The organism is Mucilaginibacter sp. Mucisp73 (assembly GCF_059491465.1).
Genome location: NZ_CP168507.1, coordinates 5,801,603 through 5,819,279, shown reverse-complemented (window position 1 = coordinate 5,819,279; position 17,677 = coordinate 5,801,603). Strand labels below are relative to the sequence as shown.

The following is a 17,677-nucleotide window of genomic DNA, read 5'->3' as shown; positions in this document are numbered from 1 at the left end:
CATCCCGGCAGACTTATACTTTAGAGCAAATAACCGTCAGCAGAAGCTTAGAGAGTAAATCAAAGTTTTACAAACCATCGACTATGGTTTATGGACTATCAACCACAAATCCTTACATTTGTATTGAGGTAAAAATTGGATAAAGTAAAAGTTTTAGAGAAATATCTACCGGCAGAAGCGGCCCCGCTCATTGCCCGGTGGATTGACTACTTTAAATGCGAATTTAAAATTTCGCGCAACCGTAACAGTAAATTTGGCGATTACCGCTCACCCTATGGCGGCAAAGGTCACCGCATCTCGGTTAATTACGACCTTAACCCCTACGCTTTCCTGGTAACAACAGTGCACGAGTTTGCACACCTGCATACCTGGAACGAGCATAAACAAAAAGCCAAACCCCACGGAACAGAATGGAAAAACAATTTCAAAAAAATGATGCAGCCATTTTTTGAAAAAGAGATTTTCCCGGCAGATGTTAAGAAGGCTATCGTAAACTACCTGGATAACCCGGCGGCGTCAAGCTGCTCAGATTTGAACCTGTACCGCTCGCTGCGCAAGTATGATCCTCCCAAAACATCCGAAGCAATTTTAACGGTAGAAAAGATCCCGCTTAAGGCATTGTTTAAGCTAAAGGACGGTAGAGTGTTCCGCAAAGACGAAAAGCTGCGTAAGCGCTTTAAATGTACCGAAGTAGCTACTAAGCGTATCTATCTGTTTAGCCCGGTAGCGGAGGTGGAGTTGATTGAAGGGGCAACGGCGGCGTAGCATACTTTTTTATTTAAGCCGTTTTAACTAAATTAGCATAAAAGTATTTACAACATGAGTACTACCATCCCTGCAACTGCTGTCGATATATACCGGATGCTGCCCGAGGGTACCAGATGCGAAGTGTTGTACAACCAACTCATCATGACCCCGGCACCCAACACCGACCATCAATTCATTTCCGTAAAACTTTCGGCCCTGCTTTATAATTTTTTGGAAGAGACAGGTAAGGGCGTAATACTGCATGCTCCTGCTGATGTTTATTTCGAGGAGGAACAATCCGTTTTACAGCCGGATGTACTGGTGATCCTGAACGAAAATAAGTCAATTATCCAAAAGGATGGCATTCATGGTGCACCTGATGTTGTTTTTGAAATACTATCAAGCAATCGTATTCACGATACTTTAAAAAAGAAAAACCTGTACGAAAAAGTGGGGGTAAAGGAATATTTCATTATTGATCCTGAAGATAAAAAGGTGGTCATGTTCGCTTATAATGAAGCGCACCAATACGAACTGGTATATGAACTAACCGGCAAAATCACCTCTGAAGTTTTAGGGTGTAGTTTTAATTTGTAGCCGTCGGGATTTGCGTATATGATTCGCTTCTACGGATCGTACCTATCCCAATCAATTTATTCCGTACTTTTACCGCATGGCAAAAGTTATATCATTTGTAAATAACCCTTACCAGGAGAATACCTATATTTTGTATGATGAAACCGGCGAATGTGTGATCATCGATCCGGGTATGTATACCGCTCCCGAGCAAAACACCGTGGTCGGCTTCATCAAAAACAATAACCTGAAGCCTGTTATGCTGCTCAACACCCATTGCCATATCGATCATGTGCTGGGCAATAAATTTGTGTTCGACCAGTATGGCCTTAAACCCCGTTTCCACGTTGGTGAGTCGGAAGTATTGGCGGCCGTAGTAGCTTATGCTCCCTCTATGGGCTTCCGTTACGATGTATCTCCTATGCCTGATGAATTTTTGCCTGAAACCGGCACCATTCACTTTGGCAACACTACGCTACACTTGATATTCGCGCCCGGCCATTCGCCTGCTCACTTGTGTTTTTATGATAAAGAGGCTAAGATCCTGATCGGGGGCGATGTGCTGTTCAGACAAAGCATCGGTCGCACGGATTTGCCGGGAGGTAACTTCACCCAACTGATTGATAATATCGAAACCAAACTGTTCACCCTTCCCGATGATGTTACCGTTTATCCCGGCCACGGCCCCGAAACAACCATCGGCTACGAAAAACAAAACAATCCGTTTTTAACTTAGTTAACATCATAGTGACGTTTTACTGAGCATAAGCAAACCTGAACGCATAATTCCCACACAATTGAACACCTCCATTTACATAGCAAAGCGTTACCTGTTCTCGGGCAAAAAAATGCATGCTATCAATATTATTTCGGGTATATCCATGTTGGGGGTGCTCATTGGCAGCGCGGCTTTGCTTATCATTCTTTCGGTGTTCAATGGCTTTGAAAAAGTTATCCTTTCGTTATACAGCAACTTTACGCCCGAAATAAAGATAGAAGCTAAGCTTGGCAAAACCTTCAATCCCAATACACCTTACTTTGCTTCCCTGCATAAAGATGCGCGCGTATTTTCATTTACCGAAGTATTGCAGGAAAAAGCCCTGATCAAATATGGCGATAAACCGTTTTTAGGTACCGTAATGGGCGTGAGCGATGATTTTTTGAAAAACAACCAGCTCGATAGTACCATAGCCAGCGGCTCATTCACGCTTAAAAGCGGCGATCAAAATTTTGCCGTTATTGGCGCTACCATACAGGGGAGCTTAGGTATTAATGTTCATGACGAGCTTTCGTCCATGCAGATCTATTCGCCGCGGCGCGACGCGGAAAACTCGGTCAATCCTTTAAATGAATTTGTTGTGCGCAGCATTAACCCATCAGGAGTGTTTGCCATACAGCAGGAATTTGATGACATAGCTGTAACCCCCATAGAGTTTGCCCGCGACCTGCTTGACCAGCCGGTAAATGTTTCTTCACTCCAGCTTAATTTTAAGCGCGGCACCAATATCGATGCCATGCAAAAAGACATCCGGGATAAAATAGGGAATGACTTTACCGTAAAAAACCGCAAGGAACAAAACAGCGAGCTTTACAAAACCCTTAATTACGAAAGCTGGGCGGTTTATATGATCCTTACCTTTGTGCTCATCATCGCAATATTTAATATCATTGGCTCGTTAACCATGCTGGTTATTGATAAGCGCAAGGACATAGCCATTTTAAGCGGGCTGGGCGCCAATAAAAATATGATCCAGGGGATTTTCTTTTTTGAGGGAATGATGATCACCGCTATTGGCTGTATTATCGGCATAACGCTGGGCACCATTTTTTGCCTGCTGCAGCAGCATTACGGATGGATAAAAATGGGGGCCAAAATGTCGGTGTTAGACTCGTATCCTATCGACCTTAAAATTAAGGATTTTGGCCTGGTACTGCTAACCGTTGGCGGCATTTCGGTAATAGCTGCCGGCATCAGCGCCCGTTTAAGTATTAAAGGATTGGATGAAATCAAACAGGATTTGTAAATTTGTTAAATGGGTATGAGGTATATCAAAGTTTTTGTTTTGCTGCTTGTTATTATTGCTGTTTACGCATGTAATAATGATGCCCATAAAAAAGACGGGGTTACACTTTATAAAGGCTTGTATAGCGCGGGCCCCGAAATTAAATCATTTAAAGATTGCGATAGCGGCCAGGAGTTTTGGGCTGTTGACAGTTCGGCTCAGTTGGAGCTTCAGTATTCCCAACTCAATTTCGAAAAACCCTATGAACCTGTTTACGTGGAGGTTGAAGGCATCAAATCAAAATCGGGCGATGTTGGCCGCGGGTCTGAATATGACAGTACCCTCGTTGTAAAAAAAGTAGTAAAAATAACCAAAGAGATCCCGCAGGACGTATGTAATTAACCCCCTGCCGCCATTGTTAATAAAAGCCTAAAACAATAACTTAGGCTTTTGCATTAAGCATTAAACACTCATCTGCCTTATCGGCGTAACTAACAACCCATGGAATCAAAACGTCAGCAAAAATTTGCCGGAGTAATACAGGAAGACCTTGCAGCTATTTTTCAGCGCGAAGGCATGAATTATTTGCCTAATACACTGGTAACCATAACCAAGGTACGTGTAACGCCCGATTTGGCCATAGCTCGTATATTTTTAAGCTTTTTGGGCAATCCTAATGTGCAAACCGCTTTGCATACCATCAAATCGCACGCTTCGGAAATCAGGTACAAACTGGGCGCCCGCATCAAAGACCAGGTAAGGATCATTCCGCAGCTTGAGTTTTTTGTTGATGATACCAGCGAATACGTTGAGCGTATGGACAAGATCTTTGATAAGATCAGTAAAGAGGAACGCCAGCCCGATACCGAAGAAAACTTATAACCACTGATGGACCGGCACACGCTGTTTGCTAATTACGTTAACAATCATCCCGAAGCCATTGGCAAAGTGGTTGATTTTGATGCAGATCATGACCGCCTTTATCATTTTGACCTTACCGCCGCCAATAAGGAGTTGACGGCTGAGGTTATTAACAAGCCGTGGATGTTCAGCCAGTTAGTGAGCGAAAAGCTGCGCGACTACAATTGCCGTTACGGTATTGGCGGGTATATGGAACACCGTACCATTTATGCCTTTAGCAGTCATTTTGATACGGATGATGAGCCCCGGCGCCTGCATTTGGGCGTCGATATCTGGAGCGATGCCGGAACGCCGGTATATGCCCCGCTTGATGGCATTGTGCACAGTTACCAGGATAATAATACCATTGGCGATTACGGCCCAACCATTATTTTACAACACGACCTTGATGGCTTAACCCTTTATAGCCTGTACGGGCATTTAAGCCGTAAAAGCCTGAACGGGCTTTCTAAAGGTATGCCTGTGTCTAAAAACAGCCAAATAGCAACCCTTGGCAATACCGATGAAAACGGCCATTGGCCGCCGCATTTACATTTTCAGCTTATGTTTGATATGGAAGGTAAACAGGGCGATTATCCCGGTGTAGCTAAGTTTTCAGAAAAAGAGATCTGGCAGAAAAATATACCCGACCCCGGCTTGATATTGAGGTTTCCGGATGCGGTGAATGTGGGGTAGGCCCCATAGAGACGCATAATTGCGTCTTCCCCACAACCCCGCGGCTGGTAAACCTTTTTAGGACGATACATTCGGAAAAGCACAAGTCATCCATGCTTATATCCCCCACACAGGACTTGCGCTAAAAAGGGATTGCCGGTGCTGGGATAACTTTTGCATCCTGCTGTTATTTCTCCGTTAATACCGTAAACTTAAAATCAAGCGGTTCAAACAGGCGAATGAGTTCATCAATAAAAGTTTGCCCCCATTTTACATACATGAGGCCGAAGTTTTCAGAACGCTCCTGCAAACTGTCTTTCGGGAAGAGCTCGGCTTTAACGGCGGTGAGTTGCTCCAAGCGTACACTGTAATTTCTTTTTTCGGCACGGATCAGCTTCTTTTCAAGGTTATCCATGGCCTTTTTAAGGCGGGCCTGTACAGCCGCCGCTGAGGGTGAAAGGGTAGGATCTATCTTGTAGGCACGTAGTTTTATTTTCTCAAAAAGGTTTTCCATTTCCCTCCATTCTTCGGCAATGCTCAGGTTATGGCCGCTGTGCTTTTTGATCCAATAGGTTTGCAGGGCATCGCTTTGTTTAAACAAGGCAAGTGCATCCAGATCCATACGTGATATCTTGGAAGCTTGTTCTTTCTTGATTACCAAAGCCGAGTTGCGAAGGATGAGGATAGGGAAATCAATTTTATAATGATCAAAATTAGATTTCAACTCGAGCCAGTAAACTACTTCTGCACCACCGCCGATGTAGGCAATGTTTGGTAAAATACATTCCTGGTATAGCGGGCGCATCACCACATTAGGGCTAAAGCGTTCGGGATACGCTGCTATTTCCTTTTTTAGCTCAGCTTCAGTAAACCTGATTTCGGTATTGAGCACATGATAGCTGTCATTTTCGAAAACTATCCGCTCGCGAAGCTGATCTTTCAGGTAAAAGAAATTGATCTCGCGCGGGTTAACCTGGATGTGTACACCAAGTTCATGCAGCTTTTGGTTGGTTTCGGTAATGTTTTTAAAACTGTGCTGACCAATGATATCCTGCTCAATAATGGCCGCGAACTCTTTTTTAAATTCATGGTCATCGGCATCAATGATAACTAAACCATATTGTCCGAAAAGTGAATTAACAAGATATCTGGTAGCATCAGCAAGTTTATCAAATTTGGTATAGGCAGTTTCAACAATTTCGGCAAGGTCAGTAGCGTGACCTTCCATGCCTAAAACGCCTTTGTATTGGTTAAGTGCCTGGCGCATGCTCACCGGGTCGATACGACCTGTGGCTCCCGAAGCCTCATACCACCAGTGTACTTTTTTACCGCCAATGTTGGTATAGTTGATCTCGGCAAAGTCGTGGTCTTCGCTGGCCATCCAGTAAACAGGCACAAAATTTTTATCGGGATGGGCGGCTTTTAACTGCTGCGCCAGTTTAATGGCCGTTGCAATTTTATAAAGGAAATATAAAGGTCCGGCGAAGATATTCAACTGGTGGCCGGTTGTAATGGTATAGGTATTATCCTGTTTTAACAGCTCCAGGTTTTGGGCTGTAAGGGCAGTTGAATATGTACATAATTTACCCGGCTCTTTGCCTAAACACTCGTACTGCTTAGTTAAAACACGTACCAGCACTTCGCGATCAGCAACTACCTTTTTGTTTTTCAAAAACCCGGCAAAACCGGCCATATCCGGGCGATAACCATAAAAAGGCCGTAGTTCGGGTTTATTGTCGATATATTCGGCAACTGTGCTTGAAAAAAAACCGGTGTCTTTATAACTTATACAGGATGCGTCCATTTTCGATTTCGGATTTTTCACTTTTTAACTTGCTTTCTATGGTGTTCAAGAAGGCTTCGCCGTTTGAGATGTTCGATTTCGGATTTGACCTAAAACAAAACATCAGCAAATAAAATTAAATGCTGATGTCGAAATTAGATTATAAATCGCAAATCGCTTTACAGCCGACCGCAAATTAACATTATTTTACAATTTGTCCATAAAGGTCAAAGTCTTCGGCGCTGTCTATCTTTACGTTAACAAAGCTGCCAACGGTAGCATAATCAATGCTGGCATCAATCAAAACTTCGTTATCAACCTCGGGCGAATCAAATTCTGTACGGCCAACAAAATAGCCACCATCCTTTTTGTCAATCAGCACTTTATAGGTATTGCCGATCTTTTCCTGGTTTTTATCAAAAGAAATGCCCTGCTGGATTTCCATAATGGCATCGGCACGCTCCTGTTTCACTTCTTCAGGTACATCATCAATCAAAGTATGGGCGTGGGTTTTTTCCTCGTGCGAATAGGTGAAACAGCCCAATCGGTCAAACCTGGTATCCTCAACCCATTGTGCCATCTCTTCAAAATCCTGCTGGGTTTCGCCCGGGTAACCGGTGATTAACGTAGTACGCATAGCAATGCCCGGTACACGATCGCGGATCTCGTTCACAATATCAATGGTTTTTTGTTTGGTGATGCCCCGGCGCATTGATTTAAGCATATTATCGGTGATGTGCTGCAAAGGCATATCCATGTATTTGCAAATATTTTCACGCTCGTTCATCACATCCAGGATCTCCATTGGGAAGCCTGAAGGGTAAGCGTACTGCAGCCTGATCCACTCAATACCGTTCACGTCAGATAAGCGACGAAGCAGCTCATCCAGGTTACGTTTGCCGTAAAGGTCGAGACCATAATAGGTTAAATCCTGTGCAATCAGGATCAGTTCTTTTGTTCCGTTTTTAGCCAACTTCTTAGCATCCTCAACCAGTTGCTCAATAGGTGAGCTCAGGTGCTTGCCACGCATCAGCGGAATAGCACAAAATGAACAGGGACGGTTACAACCTTCAGCAATTTTAAAGTAAGCAAAGTGCGAAGGTGTGGTTAATAAACGCTCGCCTATCAACTCGTGTTTATAGTTTGCGCCTACAGTAGCTAATAAATTTTGCAGGTCGTTGGTGCCGAAGTAGGCATCAACATTGGCGATCTCGGCTTCAAGCTCGGGTTTGTAGCGTTCGCTCAGGCAGCCGGTCACAATCACCTTTCCTACTTTGCCCTGCTCCTTAAGTTCGCTGTATTGTAAAATAGTATCTATCGACTCCTGCTTGGCATTATCAATAAAGCCACAGGTATTAATTACTATAATATCATTTTTGCCTACCTTCTCGGCCTCATGCACCACATCAAACTGGTTGCCCTTCAGTTGGCCCATTAATATCTCCGAATCGTAAATATTTTTTGAGCAACCTAACGTAACCACGTTTACACGGGGTTTGGCTTGCTTAACCGCAGGGCGTGAAATTTCCTTTGTCTTCATTATTTTTTATTGATTTCAGTGATTTTTTTGATTTCACTGATTTCGTTTATACAGACATCCGTTTAATTGAACAACTTACGTTACCGAAATTGATCAATAAGCCTGTTTTTATTTTACTTGCTTTTAAATAAGATAAGAGTTGTTTTTGGAAAATTACAGGCATGAAAGGCCCTGTTACAGCTTTTATTTCAAGAATGACTTTTCCCTCAATAAAAAAATCGCATCTAAATTCCCCAACACACTTTTCCTTAAAATATAATTCGAATTTCTTTTCTGTTTCGAAAGCTAAACTTTCCAATTGTAACTGATGTTGTAAGGCTTTTGAGTATACTTTTTCAATAAAGCCCGGCCCTAAATGTTTGTGAACCTCAAAACAACATCCTATTATTTTTTCGGTTAACGAGTCGTTTTCATAAGCCATAAATAATCTGTGAAATCAAAAAAATCACTGAAATCAAAAAATCAGGCTTTAAACAAGCTATCTACAAACGCCTGCCTGTCAAACAGCTGCAGGTGATCCATTCCCTCGCCAACACCTATATATTTAACCGGAATCTTAAACTGATCTGATATTCCTATAACCACACCACCTTTAGCTGTACCATCCAATTTGGTTAGCGCCAGGGCGTTTACATTAGTAGCATCGGTAAACTGCTTGCATTGCTCAATGGCGTTTTGCCCGGTTGAGGCGTCCAGTACCAGCAGTATCTCATGCGGAGCACCGGGGATCACCTTTTGCATCACGTTCTTGATTTTGGTTAGCTCGTTCATCAGGCCAACTTTATTATGCAAACGGCCGGCAGTATCTATAATAGCCACATCATCGCCATTGGCCACAGCCGAGCGAAGGGTATCATAAGCAACCGAAGCCGGATCGGATCCCATAGCCTGGGCAACAACTTTTACCCCAACACGTTCGCCCCAAAGTTTAATCTGGTCAACCGCGGCTGCGCGAAAGGTATCGGCAGCACCTAAAACAACCTGGTTGCCAGCCTGCTTTAGTTTATGGGCCAGCTTGCCTATAGTAGTGGTTTTACCTACGCCGTTAACGCCAACCACCATAATTACGTATGGCTTATGATCGCCATATTCAAAATTGCGGAAGTCGTTACTGTTGTTTTCGGCAAGCAGTTGCTGAATTTCATCTTTTAACAGGGCGTTCAGCTCGTTGGTGCTTACGTATTTATCGCGGGCAACACGTGCCTGGATCCTGTCAATGATCTTAAGCGTAGTGCTTACGCCAACGTCGGATGTAACCAGGATCTCTTCCAGTTCATCCAACACATCATCATCAACGGTTGATTTACCGGCGATGGCTTTGGTGATCTTTGAAAAAAAGTTATCCTTGGTTTTTTCCAAACCGGTATCAAGCGCCTGCTGTTCCTGCTGCGTGTTTTCCTTTTTCTTAAAAAAATCAAATAATCCCATGGTGATCAGAATTCTCAGAATTATAGAATTTTCTGAATTTAAATATGTTTTCAGAAATATCAGATATTAATTCAAACAGCATTCTGTCAATTTATTAATTCTGTAAATTCTGATTCAGATAACATTCAACAAAAAAAGCCCTCTCGTTAAAACAAGACGGCTTCAATATTTTAATCAAAGAGTGATTATATAGTTTTACCTGCAATTGCATCCTTAACTAAATCGTTAGGGACAATTTGCTCTTTGAATGAATAAGCACCAGTTTTAGGTGATTTATTCATGGTGATCACTTTTGAATATTCTTTGCCTTTACCTGCTACTTTCAGCGTTGCAACTACTTTCTTTGCCATGTTGTTTAATTATTGATTTAGTGAATTATTGAGTTGGCTATATCAAATTAAAACTTAATGAGCCAATCAATCCGGTCAACTAATTATTTAATCTCTTTGTGAACGGTTACTTTCCTCAAAACAGGGTTGAATTTTTTCAACTCTAATCTTTCAGTTGTATTTTTTTTGTTCTTAGTGGTGATATAGCGAGACATGCCTGGCATACCGCTTGTTTTGTGTTCGGTGCACTCTAAAATCACCTGAACCCTGTTGCCTTTTTTTGCCATTTTCTTTTTATGTTGTACGTGTCACCTCACGGCTTACGTAATTTTTCAATTTTATTATACTGCTAAACTTGAAAGCCAACTACTAAATGTAGCCTTTTTTAACAAATTTATTGATGCAGGCGGTAATACCGTTTTTGCTGATAGTTTTTACAGCAGAAGTAGATACCTTTAAGGTAATCCATTTATCTTCTTCAGGAATATAAAACTTTTTAAGTTTCAAGTTAGGATGAAACCTGCGTTTTGTTTTAACGTTTGAGTTTGAAACGTTGTTACCTACGATAGATCCTTTTCCTGTTAGATCACAAATTCTTGACATGACAAATATTTTTAATTATCAACCCTTTATCCAAAAAGAGTTTGCAAATATCAGACTTTTAAATCAAATATTCAACAGTGATTTGAAAAATTTTCAAAAAAGATTTGCGGTAGTGCCAGGCGCTTATCTATTTAGCTAATAACAGGTTATTCTTACCGGTGTTGCTGTTGTCTGAACCCGGCTTCTGGAATTTGATCAATTAACAGAATGCTAAGCAAATTCGATGAATTCTTTTAATTTCATAAATTCGAGTTCAGACAAAATCGGCGAGTAATTTACCGGGTTCTTGAAAATCAATTACTTACGAACTAAGTAACAACTCTGCCACTTCCTCACCTACCAAGCTCCCCATGGCAACGCCCATGCCGTTGCATCTCACAGCGCAAAAAATATTAGGCTGCACTTGTTTTACTATCGGGCTGATCTCCTGCCCGAAACCCATGATGCCGCTCCACCAATAATCAATCTCTACATTTTGGCCGGGGAGGATCACCTCGTTCAGATAGTTTATCAATTGCTGTTTAACTTCATCGGTATGCCCAAAATCCCAGGTTTCTTCTGCTTTATAATTGAGGTTACGGCCGCCGCCAAACAACACCCGCCCATCAATATTGCGGAAGTAATAATAACCCTGATTAAAATGATAAGTGCCTTTAAGTTTTAACCCGGGAACAGGCTTGGTAACCATTACCTGTCCGCGGCCGGGCACTACATCAAGCTGAGGATATAGCTGGCTTGCAAAAGCATTGGTAGCCAGGATCACTTTGCCCGCTTTAAAAATACCTTGCGAGGTGCTTAACCTGATGTGCTGATCTTCCTGCCCGATAACGGAAATACTGCAATTATTAAGTACCAATACGCCGAGTTGGTATGCTTTATATAAAAGAGTACGCATCATTTTGCCGGTATGGATCTGCCCTTCAAAAGGGTTGTATATGATATGCTTTACTTTATTAAAGCCAAAGTCTGCAATTTTTTCATCGGCTACTGAATAAATGTCAGCCCGGCCTATAGCTTGTTTTAATAATTTGTTAAGGTGGTTTATTTGATCAATACACTCACGTGCATGGCTTTCCTCATGATCCATAAACAGTTCATATCCGCCATATTGATAATAATCGATGTTAGCGTCACCCAAATTTTCCCTTAATCGTTGCAGTCCTTTCCACTTGTAGGTCACCAAGCGCATCGCCTCTGTTTCTGATGAATGATTTATTGCCTCAATTTGCTCCGAAACTGTACCAAAACAGGCAAAACCAGCGTTTTTAGTACTGGCGCCTGACGGTAGGAAGCCGCGCTCCAACACTAAAACTTTTAAGGTTGGTTGCTGTTTTTTTAACTGAAGGGCGGCGCTAAGGCCAACAAGGCCGCTGCCAATAATGATAACATCGGCATTATCAGTAAAGGCTGTACGCTCCCAGTATGAAAATGATGGCTCCAACATGTTCAAAAATAGCTATTCGGGAAGCAAAAACTTTGAGGTAGCCTAATGCTTTTAAACTTTTTGCTTAAAGCGGAATAGTTTTTGAACAAGCGCTGTAACGTTTGTAAGGTTTCAACCTACTTAGTTTTAACTTAATATTTATCAATCATATGAATCACATGTCATTAATTATGGGATACATCGCGCCGAACTCGGCCTGGTTCCTGATGATTATTGTTGCCCTGGTAAGCTTTATTGTACAATGGCGGTTCAGGAGTAAAATTAAGCAGTATTCTGAAATTGGCTTAATGTCTGGCTTATCGGGACAGGAAGTAGCCGTGAAGATGCTGCGCGCCCATGGTATCTTTGATGTACAGGTAATTTGTGTTGAAGGACAGCTTACGGATCATTATAACCCCGAAACAAAAACAGTGAACCTGAGTACCGATGTTTTTTACAGCCGCAGCATTGCCGCTGCCGCTGTCGCCGCACATGAATGCGGCCACGCCGTACAACACGCCGAGGCTTATGGCTGGTTAAGTTTCAGATCGGCTATGGTGCCCGTTATCAACGTGGCATCAACTATTACCCAGTGGACTTTGTTCATCGGCATTATGCTGTTATTCTTTTCAGGTAGCCCTTATGTTTTGGCAGTTGGTGTTGCCGCGCTTGCACTGGTTACATTTTTTAGCTTTATAACCCTGCCGGTTGAGTTTGATGCAAGTCGCCGGGCGTTGGCGTGGCTGGATAACAATTATGCTGTGGTACAAACCGGACAAGAACATGAAATGGCAAAAGATGCCCTCTGGTGGGCTGCCATGACCTATGTAGTTGCCGCGTTGAGCGCTCTGGCTACGCTGGTTTACTATGCATCGTTTTTATTTAACAGGAGGAATTAAGCTTCAAGAGGCGAGAAATCAAGAGCCAGGAGGCAAGAAATCAAAAGTTAAAGAAGGAAGAACGAAATTAAGACGCAAAAAAAGCCCTAACCGAATTGTCGATTAGGGCTTTCTCTTTTTAAGTTTTCTTTTCTTGCCTCCTGGCTCTTGACTTCCTGCCTCTACTTCATGATCTGTTCATTTAACAGGCCGAAACTTAATGTAATGTTCATGTTACACGGGTAGGTTTGGGTAAAATCATATATCATGAAAAAAATAGCAAGTGTATTTATGGTGCTTTTGATAGTGTCAGCAGCATCCGTTAAAACCTATGCACAAATCAGTATAGGTGTTTCTGTAAATATAGCGCCGCCTGTATTGCCTACCTATACCCAGCCGCCCTGCCCTGTTGATGGATATTTATGGACACCTGGTTATTGGGCTTATGACCAGGATGGCGGATATTACTGGGTTCCGGGTGTATGGGTAAGTCCACCCAGGGTGGGTTATTTGTGGACGCCTGGTTACTGGGGGTACGATGGTGCAGTATACGTTTTCCATGAAGGCTACTGGGGCCCGCACATCGGATTTTACGGCGGTGTAAACTACGGCTACGGTTATGTTGGAACCGGCTATGTTGGCGGGCGCTGGGCCGGCAATTCATTTCAGTACAATACCGCTGTTGTGAATGTTAATAACACGGTTGTGCATAATACCTATGTCAACAAAACTGTTATCAATAATAATGTTACCGTTAATAATAACAGTTTTAACGGGCCGGGTGGTGTAACCGCAAAACCGCAGCCGCAAGAGCAGGCTGCTGAAAAGGAAAATCACATACAGCCTACGGCTGATCAGATTACCCACCGGCAGGTTGCGGTAAAAGACCCAAGCCAATTTGCGAAAAATAATAACGGGCATCCGGCAACCGCTGCCATGAACAAGGTCAACGGAAGCCGTTTTACACCGGAAGGAAGCAGGGCGCAACCCTCAGTAAGAGCAAATGCAGCAGCTAATCCGGCTCATGCTGGTAATGCTGCACCATCTGCCGACAATTCCGCTAACAGCCATTCTGCAGCCAGGAGGTCAAATGTCGCGGCGGTAAATAATGGTGCCGCAAGGGCTGTCGCGCAGCATAGCAACAGAGTTCCCCGCAGGCAAGCTTTGGCTCCGCGCGAAGAAAAACCGCACAGGGAAAGGCAACGATAGCTGGCCCCCTAACCCCCTAAAGGGGGAACAATAGCGGGTACTTTGAACAGAAAAAGCCGAGTGAAAAATCATTCGGCTTTTTTGTATCATGAAATTTATTTCTTAAACTCCCCCTTTAGGGGGCGTGGGAGCAACTAATTCAGCCTGTATGGCGCTATCAGATAAAACTCCGGGATTTGTACATTGAAGTTGGCGTTATCCAACAGGCGGATCATGTGGTATTCGCCTTTCATGTTGCCCATGTCGGTTTTAAGGTTACAACCTGATACATACTCATGAGTATGGCCCGGCTCAATAACAGGCTGCTGGCCTACTACACCTTCGCCTTCCACTTCGCGCTTTGCACCGTTTGAGTCAAATATATACCAGTGACGGCTCATCAACCTGATGGCGTAGTTGGTCATATTTTCGATGCTTACCTTATAGGCAAACATAAAATGATCGTTTGCCGGGTTTGAATACTCCGGCTGATATATGGTTTCGATGGAAACCTTAACACCCTCAGTTATAGTGGTAACCATGTGACAAGTATCGTTTATTTCAAATATATGGAAAGGGAGCAAATATTAAGCCATTTCGATGGCATATTTTTCTTCGATCTCGGCCAAAATCTGGTCAACTGCTTCAAGATCAGGGGCGGTAACAAAACGCATCCTGAACTCTTTGAAATGATCTATCCCTTTAAAGTAGTTAGAGTAATGCCTGCGCATCTCAAAAATGCCTGTTTTAGGGCCTTTCCACTCTATTGATTTGTACAAATGGGCACGGCAAGCTGCCACACGTTCGGCAATTGTTGGCTTATCCAGGTATTCGCCGGTTTTAAAATAATGCTTTACCTCACGGAAAATCCATGGATAACCAATCGCCGCACGACCGATCATCATGCCGTCAACCTCATATTCCATCCGCCATGCGGCCGCCTTTTCGGGCGAATCGATGTCGCCATTGCCGAAAATGGGGATTTTTATCCGCGGATTTTTTTTGATATCTCTGATCAACGACCAATCGGCTTCGCCTTTGTACATCTGCGAGCGGGTACGGCCGTGTATAGTAAGTGCCTTGATCCCCACATCCTGCAGGCGTTCGGCAACTTCGTAAACATTTTTTGTGTTATCGTCCCAGCCCAGGCGGGTTTTTACAGTTACCGGCAAATGTGTTGCATCAACAACCGCTTTGGTCATGGCAACCATTTTATCGATATCTTGTAAAAGACTTGCACCGGCACCGCGGCAGGCCACCTGTTTTACCGGGCAGCCATAATTAATATCCATTAAATCGGGATTGGCCAGCGTAGCTATTTCGGTAGCTTCGCGCATGTGGTCAATATCACTGCCGAAGATCTGGATGCCAATAGGCCTTTCGTATTCAAAAATATCCAGCTTTTGCCTGCTTTTTGCCGCATCGCGGATAAGGCCTTCGCTTGAAATAAACTCTGTATACATCATATCCGCGCCGTTTTGCTTGCACACGTAACGGAAGGGCGGATCACTCACATCTTCCATCGGCGCCAGCAATAGCGGGAACTCACCTAAATCAATATTTCCTATTTGTACAGACATCCTTATCTTTAGCCTGCAAAAATACGAATTTTACATCGAATGATAAAAGACTCATATCAAAGCCCTCAGCCACAGGGAAGTCAAATAACACCGTTTTTACAATTTATAATACTGATTGCGCTAACTATAGGGATGCTGATTGTGTGCGGCTTGGTAGCTGCCGGGATTATCGGGGTAATATTCGGATCACAAACACTTACGGATACATTTACTTTTAATACCCGAAATCCGCATGTTGGTGCCGCTTTATGGACGTTGCAAATCATCAGTACTACGTTGCCCTTATATCTTGCCCCTGTAATTTTTGCGCGCTTTATAGTAAGGGAACCTGTAGATTATTTGAAGATTACCCCCAATTTTCCACCGGTGCTGTTATTGCTGATCCTCTCTATCATGATCTGTTCGTCGCCGGTTATGGAAGTATTGGTAAATGTTAATCAGAAACTGGTTTTGCCGGCCCAATTAAAAAGTTTGGAAGATGCGTTGCGCGCAATGGAGGCCCAGGCCCAAAAAGCCACCGAAGCCATGCTTCAAATGAAGACCATATCCGACATGCTTTTTGCGGTTTTGGTAGTTGGCTTGTTAACTGCCATTGCCGAGGAGTTTTTATTCAGGGGATGTTTGCAAACCATCATGATCCGGTGGACGGGAAATCCGCATGCGGCTATCTGGATCACGGCGATATTTTTCAGTGCTTTCCATATGGAGTTTTTTACCTTTTTACCGCGTGTGGCGCTGGGTGTGTTTTTTGGCTATTTTGTAATGTGGAGCGGCAGTATCTGGACAAGCGTTTGGGCGCATTTTTTAAACAATGCCACCCAGGTGGTGATCCTGTACCTGTATTCGCAAAAGCGCATTACGCTTGATCCTAACGATCAGCACGTTTTTAATTATCAGAGCTATGCGTTAAGCCTGATAATTATTTTAATTTTGCTTATTATGTACAGAAATACTGCTAAAGGAAAAAGCCCGCTGTTGAGTTAAATGGAAAAAAACTGGGTCAAAATTTTTACTTCAACTAATTTTTACCAATCAGAAATTGTTAAGCAAATGCTTACCGGGAATCATATTGATACCGTTTTGCTGAATAAACAGGATTCATCGCACCGCAACTTTGGCGAAATAGAGGTTTATATTCACCAGGAGGATTTTAGTAAGGCTATTGAGATCATGATCCTCAATCAAATTAATATATGAAACAACGCGCCATCACTGGCTTATTTTTTATTATCGTAATGATCGGGTCTAATTTGTTAGGTCCGTATGTATTTAGTGTTTTTTACCTGTTATTGAGCCTGTTTTGCTTGCTGGAGTTTTACAAGCTGGTTAAACAGGGCGGTACGCAGCCCGAGCGTTTTACCGGGGCGCTTGCCGGCGTAATCATGTTCTTCTTTTTTGCGGCTAACTGCTATTTCCCGGCATATAGATATATTATCCTGCTGCCCATACTGCTTAGCTTTATTCCGATAGGCGAGTTATATAAAAAATCTACCGCGCCATTTACTAATATTGGCTTCACTTATTTGGGTTTGCTGATGGCTGTTGTGCCGTTCATGTTTTTCCATGCCATGGCTTTTACGCGGGGAGATGGTGTTTTTAACTTTCACGTGCCGCTTGGCTTTTTAATTATGCTGTGGAGCAATGACACCGGGGCTTACCTGGTGGGCAGCAAATTTGGCCGTAACAAGTTATTCGAAAGGCATTCGCCTAAAAAATCATGGGAAGGCTTTATCGGGGGCATCCTGATCTGCGCTTTGGCGGCATATATTTTGAGCCGTTTTTATACAGAATACAATTGTTTCGACTGGATCATTATGTCGCTTATCATCTCAAACTTTGGCACCATGGGTGATCTGGTTGAATCCATGTTCAAGCGAAGCCTCAACGTAAAAGATTCGGGGGGCATATTACCAGGCCATGGCGGCCTGCTTGATAGGTTTGACGGGTTGCTGATGGCCGCGCCAATTGTATATGCATACCTGTACTTAATTTCAAATTAGTAGTTTTGTATTAAATACAATAAA

22 protein-coding genes are annotated in these 17,677 nt (G+C 43.1%); 12 read left to right on the top strand and 10 right to left on the bottom strand.

Annotated features, from left to right (window positions below; translation table 11 throughout):
• The first annotated feature begins 135 nt into the window (after window positions 1-135).
• The 7 genes from ACEN82_RS24050 to ACEN82_RS24020 all read left to right on the top strand — a co-directional run bounded on the left by ACEN82_RS24050 (window position 136) and on the right by ACEN82_RS24020 (window position 4,922).
• Window positions 136-765, top strand: coding sequence for a SprT-like domain-containing protein (locus ACEN82_RS24050; protein ID WP_090532317.1), 630 nt, complete (start codon window positions 136-138; stop codon window positions 763-765).
• Window positions 766-819: 54 nt separating this feature from the next.
• Window positions 820-1,344 (top strand): Uma2 family endonuclease, encoded by a 525-nt coding sequence (locus tag ACEN82_RS24045; RefSeq protein WP_413322102.1) that lies wholly within the window; start codon window positions 820-822, stop codon window positions 1,342-1,344.
• A gap of 76 nt (window positions 1,345-1,420) precedes the next feature.
• Window positions 1,421-2,059, top strand: coding sequence for an MBL fold metallo-hydrolase (locus tag ACEN82_RS24040; protein ID WP_413322103.1), 639 nt, complete (start codon window positions 1,421-1,423; stop codon window positions 2,057-2,059).
• A gap of 61 nt (window positions 2,060-2,120) precedes the next feature.
• Window positions 2,121-3,347, top strand: coding sequence for an FtsX-like permease family protein (locus ACEN82_RS24035; RefSeq protein ID WP_413322104.1), 1,227 nt, complete (start codon window positions 2,121-2,123; stop codon window positions 3,345-3,347).
• A gap of 15 nt (window positions 3,348-3,362) precedes the next feature.
• Entirely contained in the window at window positions 3,363-3,728 is a 366-nt protein-coding gene (locus tag ACEN82_RS24030) for a hypothetical protein (RefSeq protein WP_413322105.1), read from the top strand.
• A gap of 99 nt (window positions 3,729-3,827) precedes the next feature.
• Window positions 3,828-4,208: a 30S ribosome-binding factor RbfA gene (gene rbfA, locus ACEN82_RS24025; RefSeq protein ID WP_112653375.1), complete on the top strand. Its 381-nt coding sequence runs from the start codon at window positions 3,828-3,830 to the stop codon at window positions 4,206-4,208.
• Window positions 4,209-4,214: 6 nt separating this feature from the next.
• Window positions 4,215-4,922 carry a peptidoglycan DD-metalloendopeptidase family protein gene (locus ACEN82_RS24020; RefSeq protein WP_413322106.1) on the top strand — a complete coding sequence of 236 codons (708 nt, stop codon included), beginning with the start codon at window positions 4,215-4,217 and terminating at the stop codon, window positions 4,920-4,922.
• Window positions 4,923-5,088: 166 nt separating this feature from the next.
• Here the strand turns inward: ACEN82_RS24020 and bshC are convergent, their stop codons facing one another.
• The 8 genes from bshC to ACEN82_RS23980 form a co-directional block, all read right to left on the bottom strand.
• Window positions 5,089-6,705, bottom strand: a complete 1,617-nt coding sequence (bshC, locus tag ACEN82_RS24015) for a bacillithiol biosynthesis cysteine-adding enzyme BshC (RefSeq protein ID WP_413322107.1) — start codon at window positions 6,703-6,705, stop codon at window positions 5,089-5,091.
• 181 nt (window positions 6,706-6,886) lie between these two features.
• A complete protein-coding gene (rimO, locus tag ACEN82_RS24010) occupies window positions 6,887-8,224 on the bottom strand; it encodes a 30S ribosomal protein S12 methylthiotransferase RimO (RefSeq protein WP_413322108.1) in 1,338 nt (445 codons plus the stop codon).
• Between the two features lie 46 nt (window positions 8,225-8,270).
• Window positions 8,271-8,645, bottom strand: a complete 375-nt coding sequence (locus tag ACEN82_RS24005; protein ID WP_413322109.1) for a GxxExxY protein — start codon at window positions 8,643-8,645, stop codon at window positions 8,271-8,273.
• 41 nt (window positions 8,646-8,686) lie between these two features.
• Window positions 8,687-9,652, bottom strand: coding sequence for a signal recognition particle-docking protein FtsY (gene ftsY / locus ACEN82_RS24000; RefSeq protein ID WP_413322110.1), 966 nt, complete (start codon window positions 9,650-9,652; stop codon window positions 8,687-8,689).
• A gap of 185 nt (window positions 9,653-9,837) precedes the next feature.
• Window positions 9,838-10,002, bottom strand: a complete 165-nt coding sequence (locus tag ACEN82_RS23995) for a DUF4295 domain-containing protein (protein ID WP_090532298.1) — start codon at window positions 10,000-10,002, stop codon at window positions 9,838-9,840.
• 83 nt (window positions 10,003-10,085) lie between these two features.
• Window positions 10,086-10,268 (bottom strand): 50S ribosomal protein L33, encoded by a 183-nt coding sequence (gene rpmG, locus ACEN82_RS23990; protein ID WP_022830075.1) that lies wholly within the window; start codon window positions 10,266-10,268, stop codon window positions 10,086-10,088.
• A gap of 82 nt (window positions 10,269-10,350) precedes the next feature.
• Window positions 10,351-10,584, bottom strand: coding sequence for a 50S ribosomal protein L28 (gene rpmB, locus ACEN82_RS23985; protein WP_022830076.1), 234 nt, complete (start codon window positions 10,582-10,584; stop codon window positions 10,351-10,353).
• 301 nt (window positions 10,585-10,885) lie between these two features.
• A complete protein-coding gene (locus ACEN82_RS23980; RefSeq protein ID WP_413322111.1) occupies window positions 10,886-12,028 on the bottom strand; it encodes an NAD(P)/FAD-dependent oxidoreductase in 1,143 nt (380 codons plus the stop codon).
• Between the two features lie 149 nt (window positions 12,029-12,177).
• Between ACEN82_RS23980 and ACEN82_RS23975 the strand changes: the two genes are divergently transcribed.
• Together ACEN82_RS23975 and ACEN82_RS23970 are read left to right on the top strand one after the other, a co-directional pair.
• A complete protein-coding gene (locus tag ACEN82_RS23975) occupies window positions 12,178-12,906 on the top strand; it encodes a zinc metallopeptidase (RefSeq protein WP_091167106.1) in 729 nt (242 codons plus the stop codon).
• Between the two features lie 246 nt (window positions 12,907-13,152).
• Window positions 13,153-14,094, top strand: a complete 942-nt coding sequence (locus tag ACEN82_RS23970; protein WP_413322112.1) for a YXWGXW repeat-containing protein — start codon at window positions 13,153-13,155, stop codon at window positions 14,092-14,094.
• A 134-nt stretch (window positions 14,095-14,228) separates the two neighbouring features.
• Here ACEN82_RS23970 and apaG read toward each other — a convergent pair whose 3' ends face one another.
• Complete coding sequence (apaG, locus tag ACEN82_RS23965) at window positions 14,229-14,615, bottom strand: Co2+/Mg2+ efflux facilitator ApaG/CorD (protein WP_090532292.1); 387 nt, start codon at window positions 14,613-14,615, stop codon at window positions 14,229-14,231.
• A 45-nt stretch (window positions 14,616-14,660) separates the two neighbouring features.
• Window positions 14,661-15,653 (bottom strand): tRNA dihydrouridine synthase DusB, encoded by a 993-nt coding sequence (dusB, locus tag ACEN82_RS23960; RefSeq protein WP_413322113.1) that lies wholly within the window; start codon window positions 15,651-15,653, stop codon window positions 14,661-14,663.
• 39 nt (window positions 15,654-15,692) lie between these two features.
• On the opposite strand from dusB, the gene ACEN82_RS23955 reads away from it, so the two are divergent.
• From ACEN82_RS23955 to ACEN82_RS23945, 3 genes are read left to right on the top strand one after another with little or no spacing between them, the layout of a single operon-like run.
• Entirely contained in the window at window positions 15,693-16,637 is a 945-nt protein-coding gene (locus ACEN82_RS23955) for a CPBP family intramembrane glutamic endopeptidase (protein ID WP_413322114.1), read from the top strand.
• Window positions 16,638-16,850 (top strand): putative signal transducing protein, encoded by a 213-nt coding sequence (locus tag ACEN82_RS23950; protein WP_091167115.1) that lies wholly within the window; start codon window positions 16,638-16,640, stop codon window positions 16,848-16,850.
• On the top strand, window positions 16,847-17,653 hold the full coding sequence (locus ACEN82_RS23945) for a phosphatidate cytidylyltransferase (RefSeq protein ID WP_413322115.1): 807 nt from the start codon (window positions 16,847-16,849) through the stop codon (window positions 17,651-17,653). Before ACEN82_RS23950 ends, ACEN82_RS23945 begins: the two co-directional genes overlap by 4 nt.
• Window positions 17,654-17,677 lie beyond the last annotated feature (24 nt).